Raw genomic sequence first — 17,100 nt, forward strand, 5'->3', positions numbered from 1 at the left:
AGGTGCTAATCAATGAAGCACCAAGAATTGTTGATTGATGTTCATTTTTATCAAGCGCGTGATTATCTAATAGAACAAGCCGTTTCAACAAAAGAACAGAAAGAACCAAAAGATCAATCACACTGCTTGAATTCAATGACGAGCGAGAAAAAATAGATGGATATATGTAAAAAAGCACCTGTCATGGGACTGACCCCATCAAAACAGGTGCTTTTCTATATTATTTATACGTACTTGCTGAAAACATGTCGTTTAATTCTGCTGCACGTTTTGTCGCTGTTTTCACACAATCGACAATCGCTTCTTCAAATTGATAGGAAGCAAGTGTGTTCAGTCCAGCCTCTGTCGTTCCGCCTTCACTGGTAATTTCTTTGCGCAGTTCAGCAGGTTCCTTTCCGCTATCTTGCAGCATATTAGCAGCCCCTGCAATCATTTGACAAATGAGCAATTTCGCTGTCTCTTGGTCCATCCCAAGCTCCGATGCACCTCGCTCCATTCCTTCAATCAAATGATAAATAAAGGCAGGACCGCTGCCCGCAATGGCTGTGACCGCATTCAGCTGTGATTCATCTAAGACCGTCACATGACCGATCGTTTCAAACAGCTCAACCGCCTTTTTCTTTTGTGCCTCTGTGACTTCATCACTTACGGCAATGCCGGTTGCAGATTGCTGAATCGCCGCTGAAGTATTTGGCATAGCGCGAACCACCGCCGTTTTCCCGCCGGCATAATGTTGAATGGTTTCAATAGAAATACCCGCCAAAATAGAAACGATCAGCTGTCCATTCAAATGAGGACGTACATCAGCAATCCCGCTTTCCGCATCTTTTGGTTTTAAAGCAAACACCAAAATATCAGCTTCATCATAAATAAAGGAACGGGAGAAGTCTGTTTTGACTCCATAACGTGTCTTTAATTCATCTAATCGTTTTTTGTTTGATTTATTTGTGACAATGATATCTTCATTTGACATCATGCCGCTTTTTAATAACCCTTTGATCATAGACTCGGCCATCGAGCCTGCACCGATAAATCCAATTTTACTCATCAGCTGCTCCTCCTTGTAGAAAATAAAAAAACCTCTCGTCTGCAAAGGACGAAAGGTTTTTTCGCGGTACCACCCTCAATTAGCATGCAATCATGCATACTCAGCTCTAGTCCCTTAACGCGGGAAACGTTTAGGTTTGCCTAACAGCTCAAAGGGCAGGTTCAGCAAATAAGAGGATGGTGAAGTCTTACAGCCGGCGGACTTCACTCTCTTGCATCATTATTTTGCTTACTAATCCTTGTCATCGCGCATCATATATTTGTTGTTCATTATGCAACGATGGACAAGTTTGTGTCAATAGGGGAGATAGAAAAAAATTGACTATCCAAACCGCATGACAGTCTGCCCTTTGCAAGATACAATGAATAAAGAAGCGTAAATGGTGATGATCCATGAGTCAAAAAGCAGGAGATGACGTATAAAAGTGAAAGAAGAAATCATTCAATTATCCATTCCTACACCGTTTGCTGTGGGGGATGTCCATGCATATGTATTAAAAGGTGACGCGGTGACCTTAGTGGATTGCGGGCCAATGACACAAGAAGCGCAGCATGCCTTTGTTACGCAATTAAAGGAACATCATTTATCAATAGACGATATTGATCAAGTGGTTTTGACACATCATCATGCAGATCATGTCGGTCTTTTAGATCTGATGAAACCTCATGTCCGTGTGATCGGACATGAGCTGAATGAGCCCTATATTAGTCAGGATTCAGCGTTTAAACAGCGCCAAATCATTTTTATGGATGATTTTTTTCAGCAGTTAGGTGTGCCGCTTCGTCAAAGTGAGTGTGAAAGAATCGTGAAGCAGTCCTATACATATTCTTGTACTGCGCATGTTCATGACGTCATAAGGGAAGGCGATCGTTTGAAGGGGCATGATCACTTCCTAGTCATGGAGACCCCAGGACATGCACAGTCTCATCTTTCTTTTTTAGATGAATTAACAGGGAACTTCATTGGTGGCGATCTACTGCTCACGACCATTTCTTCAAATCCATTAATGGAGGCGCCGGTGAAAGGAAAAGAACGTCAAAAATCGCTGCTTCAATATAAAGCATCGCTCAAGCGGTTATTGCAGTTGCCAATCAAGACAATTTATCCAGGTCATGGTCAGCTGATCACATCTCATCATGAATTGATCGAAGAAAGATTTAAGAAACAAGAGAAACGGGCAAATACGATGTATCAGCTGCTCAAACGAAAAGAAATGACGGCCTTTCATCTTTGCCGCAAGCTATTTCCAGTGTTGTATGAAGAAGCCCTATTTTTAACGATGTCCGAGACAGTAGGTCAGCTCGATGTGCTCTTAGCGGCTGGACAAATTGAAGAAGTGCAAAAAGACGGAACCCTCTATTACCGGGCGAACTAAGGAGTGAAACGTATGGGAAGATTAACAGGAAAGAGAATATGGATTACAGGTGCATCTGGCGGTATTGGTGAAAAGATGGCGTATTTGGCAGCCGCCCAAGGAGCAGAAATCATGATTTCCGCACGACGACTTGAAAAGCTCACGGATGTGAAAGAAAAGATTATGAGCGCTGGCGGGGTGTGTCACATCGTAGAGCTTGATGTCAGTCAGTTTGAGGACATTGATCGAGCCTATCAAGAAGTGGGTGCTGTTGATATTTTGGTCAACAATGCCGGCTTTGGGGTATTTGATCTTGTAGAGGATGCATCCATTGAGGAAATGGTGTCAATGTTTGAGGTCAATGTATTTGGTTTAATTGCCTGCACGAAAAAGGTCATTCCAGAGATGAAACAAAGGGGACAGGGACATATTATCAATATCGCGTCTCAGGCAGGGAAAATTGCCACCCCTAAATCAGCGATCTATTCGGCATCTAAGCATGCTGTTCTCGGATTTTCAAACAGCCTTAGAATGGAGCTCGCAGACTGCGGGATTCACGTTACGACGGTGAACCCAGGGCCGATTGCCACAGACTTCTTTACCATTGCAGATCGCAGCGGTGAATATGTGAAAAACGTGGATTTTATGATGCTTAGTGCTGACAAGGTGGCAGGAAAGGTCGTGTCAGCCATGATGACGAAAAAAAGAGAGATTAATTTACCAGGCTGGATGAATGCTGGCAGTAAGCTGTATCAATTATTCCCATTTTTATTTGAAAAAGCAGCACGTAAAGCGATGATGAAAAAATAACAAAAAAAGAAACCGGTCACAGCTGGTTTCTTTTTTGATTTTTAAGTGGTTTTTATGTTCGTCTTGCCGCTTGCTGAAGCGGGTCCCATACACTGTTAAAAGGCGGTGCATAGCTAATATCTAAATCTTCAAGATCTGTCACCGTCAGCCCCTGGTAAAGAGCAGCTGCCATGACATCAATGCGTTTATCTACACCGTCTTGACCAATAATTTGGGCGCCGAGCAAGGTATGGTCATCGCTTCTATAAATCAATTTCACTTTCATTTTCTGCGCATGTGGGTAATAGCCAGCGTGATCTGTACTGTCGATGGTCATCGTAGAGAAAGGAATATTCGCTTCCTTTGCTTCTTTCTCTGATAGGCCCGTTCGTCCTGCTGTCATGTTCATGAATTTCATCACCGCTGTTCCAGTTACGCCTTGAAACGCCCGGTTGGTTCCAGTCATATGAAAGCCTGCGATTCTTCCTTGTTTGTTCGCTGTTGTGCCAAGCGGAAGATAATCCAGTTCTTTCTTCAAACGATGATAGGTCGCTGCGCAGTCACCGGCTGCATAAATGTCTTTTACATTGGTCTGCATGTATTCATTCACAACAACTGCACCATTTTGTAGACGATTAATTCCTGTGCTGTCTAAAAAGGATGTTTGCGGAGTGACACCAACGGCGATGATGACCATGTCTGTTTCAATGGTCTGTTTGTCTGTTTGAACAGCTGTTACATATGTCTTGCCCTTTAATTTTTGCACTGTTTCACCAAGTACCACGTGAATGCCTTGATTGTCCGCTTCTTCTTTCAGATATTTTGCCATATCGGGATCAAAGCCTGGACCAAGTGTTTTACCCCGCTGAATGATATGAACGTCTTTTCCCAGCGCTTTTAAATTTTCAGCCATTTCTAAACCGATATATCCTCCACCAATGATCGTGATATGTGTGACGTCTTTTTTTAGATTGTTTAAAATAGACAAGGCATGCGGGATTGTTTTTAATACGTGAACACCTTCTAATGAATGGGTGTTTAGATCAAGTGTGACGGGGCTTGCTCCCGTTGCGATCAAGAGCCGGTCATAGCTTTCTGTAAATGGCTCTTTTGTTTTTGTGTGAAGACCTGACACCGTTTTTTTCTTCGGGTCAATCGAGGTCACTTCGTGTAAGCCTCTAGCATCAATTCCATATTTGTCACGAAAGGTTTCGGCGCTGCGTGCGATGAGTTTCCTGTGATGATCAATGAGACCGCCGATCAAGTAGGGGAGTCCGCACTGTCCATATGAGAAAATCTCTCCTTTTTCAAAAGCAACAATGTGTGCGTCTGGATCCTCTCTATATATTTGCATAGCGCAGCTCATTCCTGCTGCATCTCCGCCAATCATCACATATTTCATTTGGTGTGCTCCCTTCTATCTATCAAACTGCATACTCTTATTTACCCTCATTTTCCTTTATTTAATGCTTTTTTTCGCAAAAGAAGCAAACTTTCGTTGAAAAATAAAGACAGCGCCTTCATTTTAAGCTACAATCGGATTATCGTCTTTTTGGTTATGAGTTTAGTGAAGATTGGTGGGAAAGATTTTGACTGACGAACGGCTTGATTTTAATACACTATATACACGCCATACGAGAGAGGCCTGGGCCGCTCTTGGAGAATATATGCCGGTATCTGTTTCAGAAGAAGAAGTGAGAGCGCTTCAAGGATTAAACGACTACTTATCGCTAGAAGAAGTTCGAGATATTTACATACCGCTTATTCGTTTTCTGACATTACATGTCTTTGCAGAAAAACAAAAAAATCAGCATGTGAATGCTTTTTTAAACTACCCGCACCATGCCAAAATTCCCTTTTTAATTGGGATTGCTGGAAGTGTGGCTGTTGGGAAAAGCACGACTGCACGTATCATTGAAACACTTTTATCAAGGCTTGGAGATGGGCTGAAGGTGAGTCTCGTAACAACGGATGGCTTTTTGTATCCTCAAAAAGAGTTAAAGGATCGAGGACTGATGGAAAAGAAAGGATTCCCAGAAAGCTATGATGTCAAAGCGCTTCTTTCGTTTTTAAATGAACTGAAATCAGGTAAACAAACTGTGCATGCACCTGTGTATTCACATCTTACCTATGACCGGCTGGAAGGGGTTTACGAAACAGTGGAGGATGCAGATATTGTCATCATTGAAGGAATCAATGTGTTGCAATCCCCAGCGCTGGATGATCTGAAGGATGAACCACGCGTGTTTGTATCCGATTTCTTTGATTTTTCGATTTATGTGGACGCCGCTGAAACACAAATTCAATCTTGGTATAAAGAGCGGTTTCGCTTGTTGCGGGAAACAGCCTTCCAAGACCCTGAATCCTTCTTTCATCAATACAAGGATTTGACGGATGAAGAAGCGGATCAGATGGCAAGTACGATTTGGAATACAGTGAACCGGCCGAACTTATATGAAAATATTTTGCCGACAAAGTATCGGGCTGACCTCATATTAAAAAAAGGCGACCAGCATAAGGTGGAGGAGATTGCCATCCGCCGGGTATAAAGATCAACCGCTCACACAAGAGAGCGGTTTTTTTAATGACCTCCGCTTACTTTCACAGCCATGGCAGCGGCCGTTCGTTTTTTTAGGCGGTAGTATCCGATGAGTAAGAACGGGACGCCTGCAACGGTGACAATCGCCAAGACTGAAAAAATGGAAAGGGGATGGGCTGCGCCAAATAAATCAATACACAATCCTCCGGCAAACGGTCCGACGACGCTGCCGAGCTGAGAAAACCCCATTGCGCCGAAGTACGATCCTTTCACTTCAGGTTTGGCAATATTGTCCACAAAAAGATCCATCATCGCAAATAGCAGAACTTCACCAATCGTAAACACGACAATGATAAGAGCAAGCGCACCAAGACTTTGTGAAAAAGCAATGGCAAACAAACTGCCTGCTAGAAGAATATTCCCAGTAGTCAACGACAAAATGGTCGAGTAGCGCTTGGCGATCATAATCAGCGGGTACTGAACGACAATGACAACAACTGCGTTTAAGGATAAAAGATACCCAAATAGCTTAGGGCCATCCTCAATCATAGGGGATGCCGATAAATATTGAGGCAGTGTTGAGCTTAGATGTGAATATCCGAACGAACATAAAGTCACACCGATGAGGATGATGCTAAAGACCGTATCTTTCTGGATAATAGAAAGGGCTTTTTTGACACTGATTTGTTTGTTGTTTTCTGGAGCAGCAACGGGATGCTTTTGAAATTGCCATGCCAGCGTGAATCCGTATAAAAAGTAAATGAAGGCAGCAACGAGAAATGGAAATGTTGTTTTTGATGACCCGAGATATAAACCAAGCAGCGGGCCGAAGATGACACCAATGTTAATGGCCGTATACCTTAAATTAAAGACAAACAACCGAATGCTTGCTGGGGTCACATCTGATAAGAGCGCCTTAGATGTTGGCTCAAACAGCGCCCGGCACAGTCCATTTAAAGCATTCATAAAAAAGAAGACCCAAATGGCATCTGCAAACGCGAAGCCAACAAAGACAAGTGTCCAACCAAAGATGGATAAAAGCATCACCTTTTTTCTGCCGATTCGGTCAGAAATATAGCCGCCATAAAAGCTCGCAACGATCCCAATAAGAGAGCTGACGGCAATGATTAACCCAGCTGAAGAGGCTGAGGCGCCTTTGACTTGTGTCAAATAAACGGCCAAAAAAGGAATGCTCATGGACGTCGCCATTCGGCCAAATATCGTGCCGATGATGATCGTCCAACTAAGTGGATGTAAAGTGCGTAAATTATTTTTCATGCTGCGTCTCCCCTGCGTTTGTAAGATGTTCCAATCATACATGAAAAATTGTGCAAATTAAATACACAATTTGATGGAGGAGACATCCGTCATATGGCAGAGAAGCTCGAATCCCCCAGTGAATGGGAGAGGATATGTCGTGCTGCTGGTGCATAAAAACCTTGATGAGCAAGGGCTTTGTAGGAAAGGGAAGCGGACAATGCTCCACTGATTCGTCTGCTCATTTTACGAGAAATCAATCGAGATCAATGGCGATAATTTGCTCTAAGGAAAGGCTTAGCACATCTTCGTCATTCACCATTTTCATGCGCCGCGTTTCATAATGAATGGCTTTGACCCAGCCCCAAAACTGTGCTTTCATGCCTGATGCGACATACGTCACGCAAATCGCTTGATCCTCTGTAATAGACTGTGTGATCAAAAAATTCATTTCCTCTAGCTGATCGGAGCTGAGCGGAAGAGACGTGTATTCCTGTTTCTTTCGTTTTTGAGCAAGAAGCTGCTCCCGGTGCTCTGGCAGCATCATTCGGCTTGATTCCCACATGATGTTGTATCCAGGTGTTAATTTATTGGGATTCATGGTTGTTCGCCTCCGTTATTTGTAATGCCCGCCAATTTTTTCGGCGCGGTGATATGCCTGGCCAGCACTTGTCAGTGACGAAGCATGCAGTAGTGCCGCAGGTCCATACTTCAAATGGATCGCATCAAATACTTTGCTGAGTCGATCTTTCTTCAAATGGTGATCAAATAAAGTCAGCTGATAGTGGCTGTCAGGCCGCAGCTGTGAGAGGGTGATACCTACACTGCGAATGGGCTGACCATCCCAGTGCTGCTGGCATAGCTGAATCGCAGCCTCTGCAATATCTGTGCCGTACTGTGTAGGTGAATGAAGCTTGATTTGTCGATGAAATCCTGTTGGATGTGAAAAATCAGCTCCTCTTACACCAACAGACACCGTTTGACCAAGGTAATGCTTAAAACGTGCCCGTCTAGCCACTTCCTCACTCAATTCAAGAAGAGCGACTTTGATGTCCTCAAAAGACGCGTAATCATGGGGAAGGGTCATATGATGTCCAACGGCTTTTTGCTGATCATGTGTGTGAATAGTGACTGGTGAGGGATCGTGTCCTAAAGCTGTTCGCTGCAGGAGCTCCCCATTGATTCCCCAGCGTTTTTTTAACCGGTCCAACGGATAAGCAGCAAGTGTCCCAATGGTACTAATGCCCATTCGTTTTAAATGATGTTCCATTCGTTTGCCAACGCCAAATAATTTCCCAATCGGGAGCGGCCATAAATCAGCAGCAACTCGGTCGGCACTCAGTTCATAGATGCCGGATGTGTTTTTTTTGGCAAAATGGTCACAGGCCATTTTAGCGAGCACTTTGTTAGGGCCGATGCCCACACGTGCGTAAATGCCAGTCTGGTTCATAATCGTTGTTTGTATATGTTGAGCGATCTCGCGCGGAGAGCCGAATAGTGTAAGACTGCCTGTAATATCAAGAAACTGTTCATCAATGGAATATGGCTCGACAAGGTCTGTGTATTGTTCAAGCAGTTCTGTAATCATGACAGAGACATCGAGATAGCGCTGCATACGTGGACGTACAACCACTGCTTCAGGACATTTCTCCTGTGCTTCCCATAACCTTGATGCATTTTGTACGCCACGTTTCTTAGCGAGAGGGCAGGCTGCCAGGACGACTCCGCTTCTTCGTTCTGGATCTCCAGAGACAATGAGCGGCACATTCTCCCAATGAGGCGCCTCCACCTTCTCAACTGATGCATAAAATGACTGCATATCCACAAGTAGAATGGTTCGTTCATTCATTGTACTTCACCTCTAAGAACATATGTTCTGTTTCTATTGTAAACAACATGAGGTGAAATTCATACTGGTAAATCATTCATATTCTAAGTAGAAAGCTTTGTTTATGAGTAGATATAGAATAATAGCATAGGAATAAGATATCTTTTTTGTTTTTTTATTGAAAAAATTTAAAAATAATGGTAATATCCAAATGTGATTAATTGGGGGTGTAAAAGATGAGAAAATCTGAGCATGAATATCGGTAATTAACAAGAAGCCTCTGGTAAAACCAGGGGCTCTAAATTTAGAAAGAGGGGAATATTAATGAGTAGAAGCCTGTCCATTGTTGCATTAGAAATTCTTGAAGGTTGTAATTTATTTTGTGATTTTTGTGTAAGGAACGCTCACAATAATTTAAAAAATAAAGTGGATATGGAAAATTTAGATGTTTTTCTAGGTATGCTGGATAAGTTTCCTGAAAAACCGCACATAGCAATAACTGGGGGAGAGCCATTTCTTCAAGAAAACCTTTTGAATATCCTGAAAAGAATTGCAGATTGTGGCTTTAAATTTTCTATAACCACAAATGCTACAATTAGAAATAAAGAGATTATAGACTTTTGCGGTGAATCTGATTTTTTCAAACATTTTATTATTTCTGTAGATAGTTATCAAGAAGAAACTCATGATAGTATCCGCGGACCTAAAGCATTTAAAAGAACACAAAAATTTATAGAGCATTTAAGAAAGAAAAATATACCATTTGGAATTAACATGACAGTCAGTGAAAAAAATTATTTAGACGTTGATCAAACAATAAAGTTTTCTAAAAAGATAGGTGCAAAAGATATATCGGTAGCAACTGTGAAACCTAATGGAAGAGGGGAAGCAACGTTCAATTTAAATAAGTTAAATATTGTGAATGATCAAATTCTTAAAAATAAACAACTTATAGATGGAAATTTCAAATTATGGGCGACTGAAGTCACTTTTTTCCTTTATGACATGGATACTTACAGAGATGATATAATAAATGGAGAAAAAGGGAGTTGTGGATTTGGTAGAGCTACTTTACATGTAAGAGCAAATGGAGATGTACTAGGTTGTACAGCTTGTGAAGATAAAGTATTAGGCAATATATTTAAAACAGTTAATAGTAACTTCCTGTCGGAATTATGGGATAACAATCAATTATTGGAAGATGTAAGATCTAAAAAATATTTAAATGGAATTTGTAGCAGCTGTGAATACATGGATTTTTGTGGGGGATGTAGATGTAGAGCTTACGGAGTTAATGATGATTTATTTGGAGATGATCCGTATTGCCCAATAGTAATAGAAAAAGAAGTGCAACAAAAAGTGTAATGAAAAAAATGCTGTGGTTTACCATACCAATTTGGGCTTCAATGATGGTAAATTCATTACTGGGTATTACAGATTTTCTTTTTTTATCGAGTATTTCAAACCATTATATGTCAGTAGTAGGCTTGGCATATGTTCCGTTTAACTTTTTAATTTCATTGCTAGTGGGAGTTGGTATTGAAGCTAATAGAACAAAAGCTAAAGGGGAAAAAATCCATTTTCTACATATCTTTATTTGGACGTGTGTTATTTCAAGTCTTATTACGCTTACTGCGTCTATCTTTTCGAAATATTTTTTGTTTTTCACTTGGGGTAGTCAATATTATCAGGAGGTAAATACATATTTTGGTATTCTGACAATAGCTATTATTCCAACATCGATCCTATTTATTTGTACAGGGTTATTAAGAGGAAGTGGACAGCCTCATATTACTCTATATTTTAGTGGAATATGTGTTGTTTTTAATTTAATTTTCGATTTTTTATTTATCACTTATCAAATTTTTGGAGACCCTCTTATTGGATGTGCTGCAGCAACAGTAGTGGCTGATACTCTTACGGTTTTAAGTTACTTCTATTATTTAAGGAAAAAAGGGATATTTTACAGTGGAGAAAAGATGGATGTAAGTAAATTTTTTAAAAATGCCTTTACTAATTCACTGGAAAAAATATTTTCCGTTTCAACACTACAGTTAGTTTCTAGTTTCTTTCTAGTGAAAATAGATATTATTTATTCTGCTATATATTTTGCATTAGAACGATTTATGCAGCCAGTCCACCTCTATGCTCATAGTCATTTTGAATGGATTATTTATTCAAGATCTAAAAAGATAAGAACGCCCGTATTTATATATTTAGCCTACTTTATATTGTGTTTAAGTCTAAGTGTATTTTTTATATACTATCTAAACATGAACAGCACAGCAATGATTTATACGGCTATATATTTATCCTATATCATTCTTTTTTTCATACAGAGAACGATTGTTGCCGAATTTTTTGTTCACGAAAAGGGGAAAATAGTTAATTATATAATTCTTATGAAGAATTTGTTGTTTATAGCCACACTTATTATTCTAGTGAAGTATGATAAACTTTCACTTATCACGTTTGGTGTAGCGAATTTATCCTATTTAATTATAGAGAACATTATATTGATAATAATAAAAACAAAAAATACTGTGGAATAAAAAAATAAAGAAGCTTCATCATAAATAATAGTGTTTATGATGAAGCTTCTTTTGTATTATAGAAGAACCTTTAAGTAGACAAAAAAATAAAAAGACGACGTGTCATACACTTCGGCTCATCCGATGCAACGTGGCTCTGTTTTCAAGCATGTGCCAGGCTGTGGAAAGTTTGGAGCGGTTCAGAACGCAAACGGTAAGCCGTAAGCTTTTTCTTTGGCTTATGTGTAAACTGCCGAACCACGTCCACATGGTCATCATAATGGAACAGATAAAGGGTGACATCGTGCTTACCAAGCTTTGTTTGCATCGTAAGCGGCGCCGGCCCTTCATTTGGATGAAGAAAACGCTCCTCATCACCAGGATAAATATAGTAGCGTTCAATAAAGATCGCGTCATTAAAGTGTTGAATGACTTCAGATGCTCGCTGCTCATCAAGCGAACGACCTTGAAAAGTAATATTTGTTTGATCACTTGTTACTTTTGCATGAACCGCATAACGACTCAGCAGGCGTTCGACCACACCAGAAGGCAGCGAGGTGACAAGCAGCTTTAAAAGACTAAACACAACAAGCGAAATAACAACCCAAACCAATCTCATCATCTCCAATAAACATTTGTACCATTTCCTATATGAACCATCTTAACATAACAAATGAATGAAACTTTCACACAAAAAGTGAACTTTTTGAAATAAGTGTGAAGATTTAAAAGGAGATGGCGGCTGAAAGACGAAGAACCAACAAAGCTAAACTGAAAAAGGCTGGCACACTGTCTTTACAACCATCTGATCAGACAGGTAGACTATTGAAACAATCTCTTTTTTGTGAAAAAACGATTCGAATAAGAAAAGACAAAATGAGAAAAGGGGCGAGGCCATCATGATACGCCAAGTGAAGCCGTCGGATTTTTACGCCGTCACATCCGTCATCCAAAGCTGGTGGGGAGGCAGAGATTTGCGTGCAAAATTGCCAAAGCTATTTTTTGAACATTTCCAGCAAACAAGTTTTGTCGTCGTCGAAAAAGGAGAACTGATCGGTTTTTTAGTTGGTTTTTTATCGCAATCTCATCCGGATGAAGCCTATATTCATTTTGTTGGCGTACATCCCGATCACCGTAAATTAAAAATAGGCAAAATCCTCTATCAAGCTTTTTATGAAGCGGCTGAAAAGGAAGGGAGAACAACGATTAAGGCCGTCACAGCTCCTGTTAATAAAGTCTCCATTGCTTACCATACAAAACTCGGTTTTCAGATAGAAAAGGGAGATAAAACAGTAGATGGCATCTCTGTCTTTTCAGATTACGATGGAATTCATGAAGACCGTGTGTTATTTATGAAGAAGCTGGAGGTGAAAAAATGATCATCCAGCTGGATCAAAAAAATAAGGAACAAGCAAAACAGATATTACACATCCAATTGGCCGCATATCAGATGGAGGCAGAGCAAATTGGCTATCAAGATTTACCGCCCTTAAAAGAAACAGTTAAAGATGTAATGGATGCAAATGAGATATTCATAGGGTTTGAAAAAGAAGGCTCTTTGTTAGGGATCGCTTCATATGAAATGCATGAGGACCGGATCGTTCTCAGCCGGTTAGCTGTGCATCCTCATGATGTCCATCAAGGGATCGGAACAGAGTTGATGCAGGCTATTATCGAGCATCATCTGCCAATCGAGCTCACAACGGCAGAAGCAAATAGACCAGCGATCCGGCTCTATGAAAAACTCGGGTTTAAACAAACGGCCCGTTTGCAAGTAGAAAACAATCTCATGTTAATAAAGATGGAACGTTCAATGCTTCGGAAGGTGGAAGTGGTTGAATATGAAACGAGCTGGCAAGAACAATTTCATCATGAGCTAGACAAACTGAAGAAGGCAGTGGGTGACAACTGGGGAGATGGTCACCATATTGGCAGTACGTCGATTAAAGGAATGGCCGCAAAGCCTATTATTGATATTCTGCTAGAAGTGAAACAGATCAGCAAGTTAGATGAATGCAGTCATCTGTTTAGTGAGCTTGGTTATGAACCGCTAGGAGAAAACGGACTCAAAGGAAGACGTTTTTTTAGAAAAGGCGGCTTACAGCGATCACATCACATTCACGCCTATGAAGCTGGACATGAGGATGTAAAAAGACATTTAGTGTTCCGTGATTATTTAAGAGCAGCACCAGGTCGTGCCAAGGACTATGCAGACAAAAAGCGCCAATTAGCGAAAGCACACCCAGAGGATATGGCAAGCTATATAAACGGAAAAAATGCGATCATTAAAGAAATTGAGCAAGAGGCGTTCAATTGGTCAAAGCAGCTTGAAACAAACAATCAGGCAAGAGAATGACCATTACATAGAACAAGATCATCTAAAGCATTCACTGGCAAGGGCGCGAACATGTTTAATTGATGGCTGATATGTTACAATGTAACAATCAATGAAAAAAGGATGTTCGTCATGTATATTCATATAACGGAACCAGCAGCAGCCTTTCTTACAAAAAGGCAAGCAGAGCATAAAACAAAAGAACTGCTCCTTCGCTATGATTCAGATGGATGCGGCTGTGCAGTAAGCGGTGTACCAATGATTTGGCTGACAAGCGAAAGAACAGGTGAGTGGGAACAGCTCAAGCATAATCAACCATTTCACCTATATATACACACAGCACAAAAGGTGTTTTTTGACGAGGAAATGACGATTGATTTTAATGAAAAAGCCAATACACTTATGTTGAAAAGTCCTCAACAAATACTCAGCCCGAGAATGGGTATACTTGTAAAGTAAGGTGGAAAAGTAGTGGATCAAAAGCTGAAAGTGATACAAAACACGGCACAAAACAAAACGTGGGTGTCGTTTTTAAATAATAATCATCCTTATAGCCTTTTGCACTGGTCAATTGGTGGAATGGATTCAGTGAAAAAGGACGTCTGGCTTCTTCAAGATGAAGTCACATTTAAAACAGAAGAATTTCCAACGCTTGAATTAGCTGTCAATTGGATCAAAGAGAATATGGATCAAGTAACAGATGTCTTATAAAAAGCCTTTTGTTGTTGATATGATCCCCTCTAAGCAGATGGTGTAAAAGCCCAAGAAAATATCTTGGCTCTTACACAATACTTGGAGGGGATTTTTTTCGTGTCATCATCATCTCATCAAACAGCAGAGCTGTCTAACTTGAAAAATGATCTTTTCAAACGATAAAAAGCAGGTTTTAACAACCATTTCGACAAAATGAGAAAAATGGAAATGAATAAATAGAGGCTATAAATGCCGAAAAATAGGCAATGGAAGCGTTTATTGCGGGATACCGAAAACTTTACGAAAAACGACATTTCATATTTCTTCCATTCGTGGAAATATGATAGAATACAACATGTATCGTATATGAGAAGGGAGGTGCTAAGGTGAATTGAAGCTCAAGCTGTCATCGCCTCAGGTTGGAATCAAAATAAACGAATGGTATAGACAGATTTGCGGATTTCATGTCATGAAGGCAGAGAAACTGAAGGCCGAGATCGAGCAGGAAATCCTTGAGATGGAGCAGGATCAAAACTTGCTGCTTTTTTACCAGCTGATGGATTTTCGCCATAAAGTGATGCTTGAATATTTTGAACCGGCAAAGAAAGCTTCGAATGATGAAGAAATTAAGAAGCTTTTAGAAACGATCGAACATTCGCAAACAAAATTAACGGACATGCTTGAATACTATGTTCATTTTTTTACAGGAATGTTTGAATTTGAACAGAGAAACTATTTGAGCGCTATTGCTTATTACCGTTCCGCAGAAAAAAAGCTCAATCTCATATCAGATGATATAGAAAGAGCAGAATTTTATTTTAAATTAGCAGAAATATACTACCACATGAAACAAACCCACTTTTCGATGCACTATGCTTTGCAAGCGTTAGATACGTACGCTGCCTACAGAACGTACACGCTGAGAATCATCCACTGTGAATTTGTCATCGGTGCAAACTATGATGATTTGAAATGCTATGAACATGCATTACCCTACTTTAAAAATGCTCTAAAGCGAGCACGCTCAATTGGAAACCCTCGAGTCATAGGTTCGGCCCTTTTCAACTTAGGTAACTGCTATTACCAAATGAACGATCTTGCCGCAGCAAGTCGTTATCTCAAAGACTCTCTTGAAGTGTTTGAAAAGGAGAATTTAACCCATCTAAATCGCTCTCTAGACCCACTATTTATGCTGACACAAATCCTGTTTAAACAAAAAAGAATAGAAGAGTCGTTAACCCTCTATCAACAAGGTATTATGAAAGCCTGTGAATTAGAAGATGAAATTTACATCTGCAAATTTCAGTTTTTAAAAGCATTATACGTTGATGCAGAAATAAAAATCATAGACGATACATTAGATTTGTTGGAGGACAAGCGCTTATACCCGGATATTGAGGAATTGGCACTTGATGCAGCTCATTATTATAATGAGCTTGGATTATTTGAAGTATCTACCCGGTATTACGAAAGGAAAATTCAAGCTATATCAAAAATTCAAAATGGAGGTCATTTATATGAAAATGAGTTTGATAGTTCTTTTATTGGCAGCAACTGCAGGGTTATCGGTCATGAGTCAGCAGCAATCGGAAGAGAGCCATATGGAGCTGGCGGGCAGACACCATACAACAGTGGTGACTATCGCATAAGTTAGCTAAAAAGAGGAGACGAACCGCTGTTCATTCTCCTCTTTCATTTTCATTGAGTTTAAATGTTTGAAGAAATGCCTGGACCTCTTGTTCATATGCTTCCTTATTTTCACTATAGGACATCGCATGCGCACCATGAGGCGCAATAAATAGCCGTTTATCACCCTTTTTTCGTGCATATAACTGCTGACTTTGCTCACAGGGAATATAGTCGTCATAAAGGCTATGAATAAAAAGAACAGGTTCTTTCACCTTATCAATCACATCAAGAGGGGACACCTGCCTGATGCGATATCCGTCCCGCCATTTTAACACTAGATCACTTAGTGGAAGAATCCATTGCCCTGAAAGTCTAAAATCCGTTTTTAATCGATACACAAGCTGATCCTGAAAAGAAGCAAAAGGACAATCGGCTATGTAAAAATTGGCGCTTGCTTCCGGTTTTGCAGCATATAGTAAGGTCGTGACTGCGCCCATTGATTCTCCGTGTATACCAATGATGGCACTTTCCCCGAGTCTTTGTCTCAGCCACTTTACCACCTGAGCTAAATCTTCTTTTTCATAAAATCCATAACTAGTCGTTTTTCCGCCGCTCATTCCGTGTCTTCTATGATCATAAAGCATCACATTCCATCCGAGCTTTTGGAATAATTTCATATACTTAACGGAATTGATCAGACTGACTGTGACGCCGTGGCAAAGCACGATGGTGCGGGTTGTATGTGGAAGCGGCACAAAATAGCCATGAAGATCATAACCAAATGCTGAAGGAATACAAACTTTCTCTTTTTGAAGCTGTTGAAATTCCTCGTGATGATAATGCCCTTCATCTGATTCTCGTTTGATGAGCTCTTCGTCCGTTAATCTACGAATATACATCATTTTATTAGTGAAAAAAATACCGATTGCAGTGAGTGGAAATAACATCAAAGCAAGTATAACGATCCATTTCTTCTTCAAGCTGATTCTTCCTTTCCGAAGTTCTTCTATGATGATCATACCACATGTTGGGAGATTGGCGTGACTCTTGCTCAGCAAATAAAACGGATGATACACTAAGGCAAAAGGAGAGAGGCA

The 17,100-nt window shown here is 40.4% G+C and carries 18 protein-coding genes and 1 other annotated feature; of the genes, 11 read left to right on the forward strand and 7 right to left on the reverse strand.

The genetic code is table 11. The features are described from left to right. Positions 1-12 precede the first annotated feature (12 nt). On the forward strand, positions 13-156 hold the full coding sequence (locus GPA07_RS08950) for a hypothetical protein (protein ID WP_155887863.1): 144 nt from the start codon (positions 13-15) through the stop codon (positions 154-156). Between the two features lie 64 nt (positions 157-220). Here the strand turns inward: GPA07_RS08950 and proC are convergent, their stop codons facing one another. Continuing rightward, entirely contained in the window at positions 221-1,048 is an 828-nt protein-coding gene (proC, locus tag GPA07_RS08955) for a pyrroline-5-carboxylate reductase (protein ID WP_008358774.1), read from the reverse strand. 41 nt (positions 1,049-1,089) lie between these two features. Continuing rightward, positions 1,090-1,302, reverse strand: a binding site (T-box leader). Between the two features lie 170 nt (positions 1,303-1,472). On the opposite strand from proC, the gene GPA07_RS08960 reads away from it, so the two are divergent. After that, positions 1,473-2,423: an MBL fold metallo-hydrolase gene (locus GPA07_RS08960; protein WP_008358771.1), complete on the forward strand. Its 951-nt coding sequence runs from the start codon at positions 1,473-1,475 to the stop codon at positions 2,421-2,423. A 12-nt stretch (positions 2,424-2,435) separates the two neighbouring features. Continuing rightward, the gene (locus GPA07_RS08965; RefSeq protein ID WP_008358769.1) at positions 2,436-3,212 is read left to right on the forward strand and encodes an SDR family NAD(P)-dependent oxidoreductase; all 777 of its coding nucleotides are present in this window, start codon (positions 2,436-2,438) and stop codon (positions 3,210-3,212) included. A gap of 52 nt (positions 3,213-3,264) precedes the next feature. Here GPA07_RS08965 and GPA07_RS08970 read toward each other — a convergent pair whose 3' ends face one another. Beyond that, entirely contained in the window at positions 3,265-4,593 is a 1,329-nt protein-coding gene (locus GPA07_RS08970) for a CoA-disulfide reductase (RefSeq protein ID WP_157292395.1), read from the reverse strand. 187 nt (positions 4,594-4,780) lie between these two features. Between GPA07_RS08970 and coaA the strand changes: the two genes are divergently transcribed. Continuing rightward, on the forward strand, positions 4,781-5,740 hold the full coding sequence (gene coaA / locus GPA07_RS08975; protein ID WP_071168974.1) for a type I pantothenate kinase: 960 nt from the start codon (positions 4,781-4,783) through the stop codon (positions 5,738-5,740). Between the two features lie 32 nt (positions 5,741-5,772). On the opposite strand, the gene GPA07_RS08980 is transcribed toward coaA, so the two are convergent. The 3 genes from GPA07_RS08980 to GPA07_RS08990 all read right to left on the reverse strand — a co-directional run bounded on the left by GPA07_RS08980 (position 5,773) and on the right by GPA07_RS08990 (position 8,836). Further along, the gene (locus GPA07_RS08980) at positions 5,773-7,008 is read right to left on the reverse strand and encodes an MDR family MFS transporter (protein WP_157292397.1); all 1,236 of its coding nucleotides are present in this window, start codon (positions 7,006-7,008) and stop codon (positions 5,773-5,775) included. A 235-nt stretch (positions 7,009-7,243) separates the two neighbouring features. After that, positions 7,244-7,588, reverse strand: coding sequence for a YolD-like family protein (locus GPA07_RS08985; protein WP_071168975.1), 345 nt, complete (start codon positions 7,586-7,588; stop codon positions 7,244-7,246). 15 nt (positions 7,589-7,603) lie between these two features. Continuing rightward, positions 7,604-8,836 (reverse strand): DNA polymerase IV, encoded by a 1,233-nt coding sequence (locus tag GPA07_RS08990; RefSeq protein WP_157292398.1) that lies wholly within the window; start codon positions 8,834-8,836, stop codon positions 7,604-7,606. 303 nt (positions 8,837-9,139) lie between these two features. On the opposite strand from GPA07_RS08990, the gene GPA07_RS08995 reads away from it, so the two are divergent. Then, entirely contained in the window at positions 9,140-10,180 is a 1,041-nt protein-coding gene (locus GPA07_RS08995) for a radical SAM/SPASM domain-containing protein (RefSeq protein WP_146271154.1), read from the forward strand. Further along, positions 10,138-11,367: an MATE family efflux transporter gene (locus tag GPA07_RS09000; protein WP_232532129.1), complete on the forward strand. Its 1,230-nt coding sequence runs from the start codon at positions 10,138-10,140 to the stop codon at positions 11,365-11,367. The genes GPA07_RS08995 and GPA07_RS09000 overlap by 43 nt, the downstream gene beginning before the upstream one ends. A gap of 142 nt (positions 11,368-11,509) precedes the next feature. Here the strand turns inward: GPA07_RS09000 and GPA07_RS09005 are convergent, their stop codons facing one another. Beyond that, positions 11,510-11,959 carry a YfmQ family protein gene (locus GPA07_RS09005; protein ID WP_157292400.1) on the reverse strand — a complete coding sequence of 150 codons (450 nt, stop codon included), beginning with the start codon at positions 11,957-11,959 and terminating at the stop codon, positions 11,510-11,512. Positions 11,960-12,245: 286 nt separating this feature from the next. On the opposite strand from GPA07_RS09005, the gene GPA07_RS09010 reads away from it, so the two are divergent. From GPA07_RS09010 to GPA07_RS09030, 5 genes are all read left to right on the forward strand, one after another. Beyond that, the gene (locus GPA07_RS09010) at positions 12,246-12,725 is read left to right on the forward strand and encodes a GNAT family N-acetyltransferase (RefSeq protein ID WP_008358757.1); all 480 of its coding nucleotides are present in this window, start codon (positions 12,246-12,248) and stop codon (positions 12,723-12,725) included. Then, a complete protein-coding gene (locus GPA07_RS09015) occupies positions 12,722-13,702 on the forward strand; it encodes a GNAT family N-acetyltransferase (protein ID WP_157292402.1) in 981 nt (326 codons plus the stop codon). The genes GPA07_RS09010 and GPA07_RS09015 overlap by 4 nt, the downstream gene beginning before the upstream one ends. A gap of 111 nt (positions 13,703-13,813) precedes the next feature. Then, entirely contained in the window at positions 13,814-14,140 is a 327-nt protein-coding gene (locus GPA07_RS09020) for an iron-sulfur cluster biosynthesis family protein (RefSeq protein WP_008358751.1), read from the forward strand. A gap of 12 nt (positions 14,141-14,152) precedes the next feature. Then, positions 14,153-14,392, forward strand: coding sequence for a YqkC family protein (locus GPA07_RS09025; RefSeq protein WP_008358750.1), 240 nt, complete (start codon positions 14,153-14,155; stop codon positions 14,390-14,392). 373 nt (positions 14,393-14,765) lie between these two features. After that, entirely contained in the window at positions 14,766-16,028 is a 1,263-nt protein-coding gene (locus GPA07_RS09030; protein ID WP_008358747.1) for a response regulator aspartate phosphatase, read from the forward strand. 25 nt (positions 16,029-16,053) lie between these two features. On the opposite strand, the gene GPA07_RS09035 is transcribed toward GPA07_RS09030, so the two are convergent. Then, positions 16,054-17,022 (reverse strand): alpha/beta hydrolase, encoded by a 969-nt coding sequence (locus GPA07_RS09035; protein ID WP_198303847.1) that lies wholly within the window; start codon positions 17,020-17,022, stop codon positions 16,054-16,056. Positions 17,023-17,100 lie beyond the last annotated feature (78 nt).

It is taken from the genome of Bacillus sp. ms-22 (assembly GCF_009759805.1).
In the GTDB taxonomy this organism is placed as follows: Bacteria; Bacillota; Bacilli; order Bacillales; family Bacillaceae; genus Bacillus; species Bacillus xiamenensis.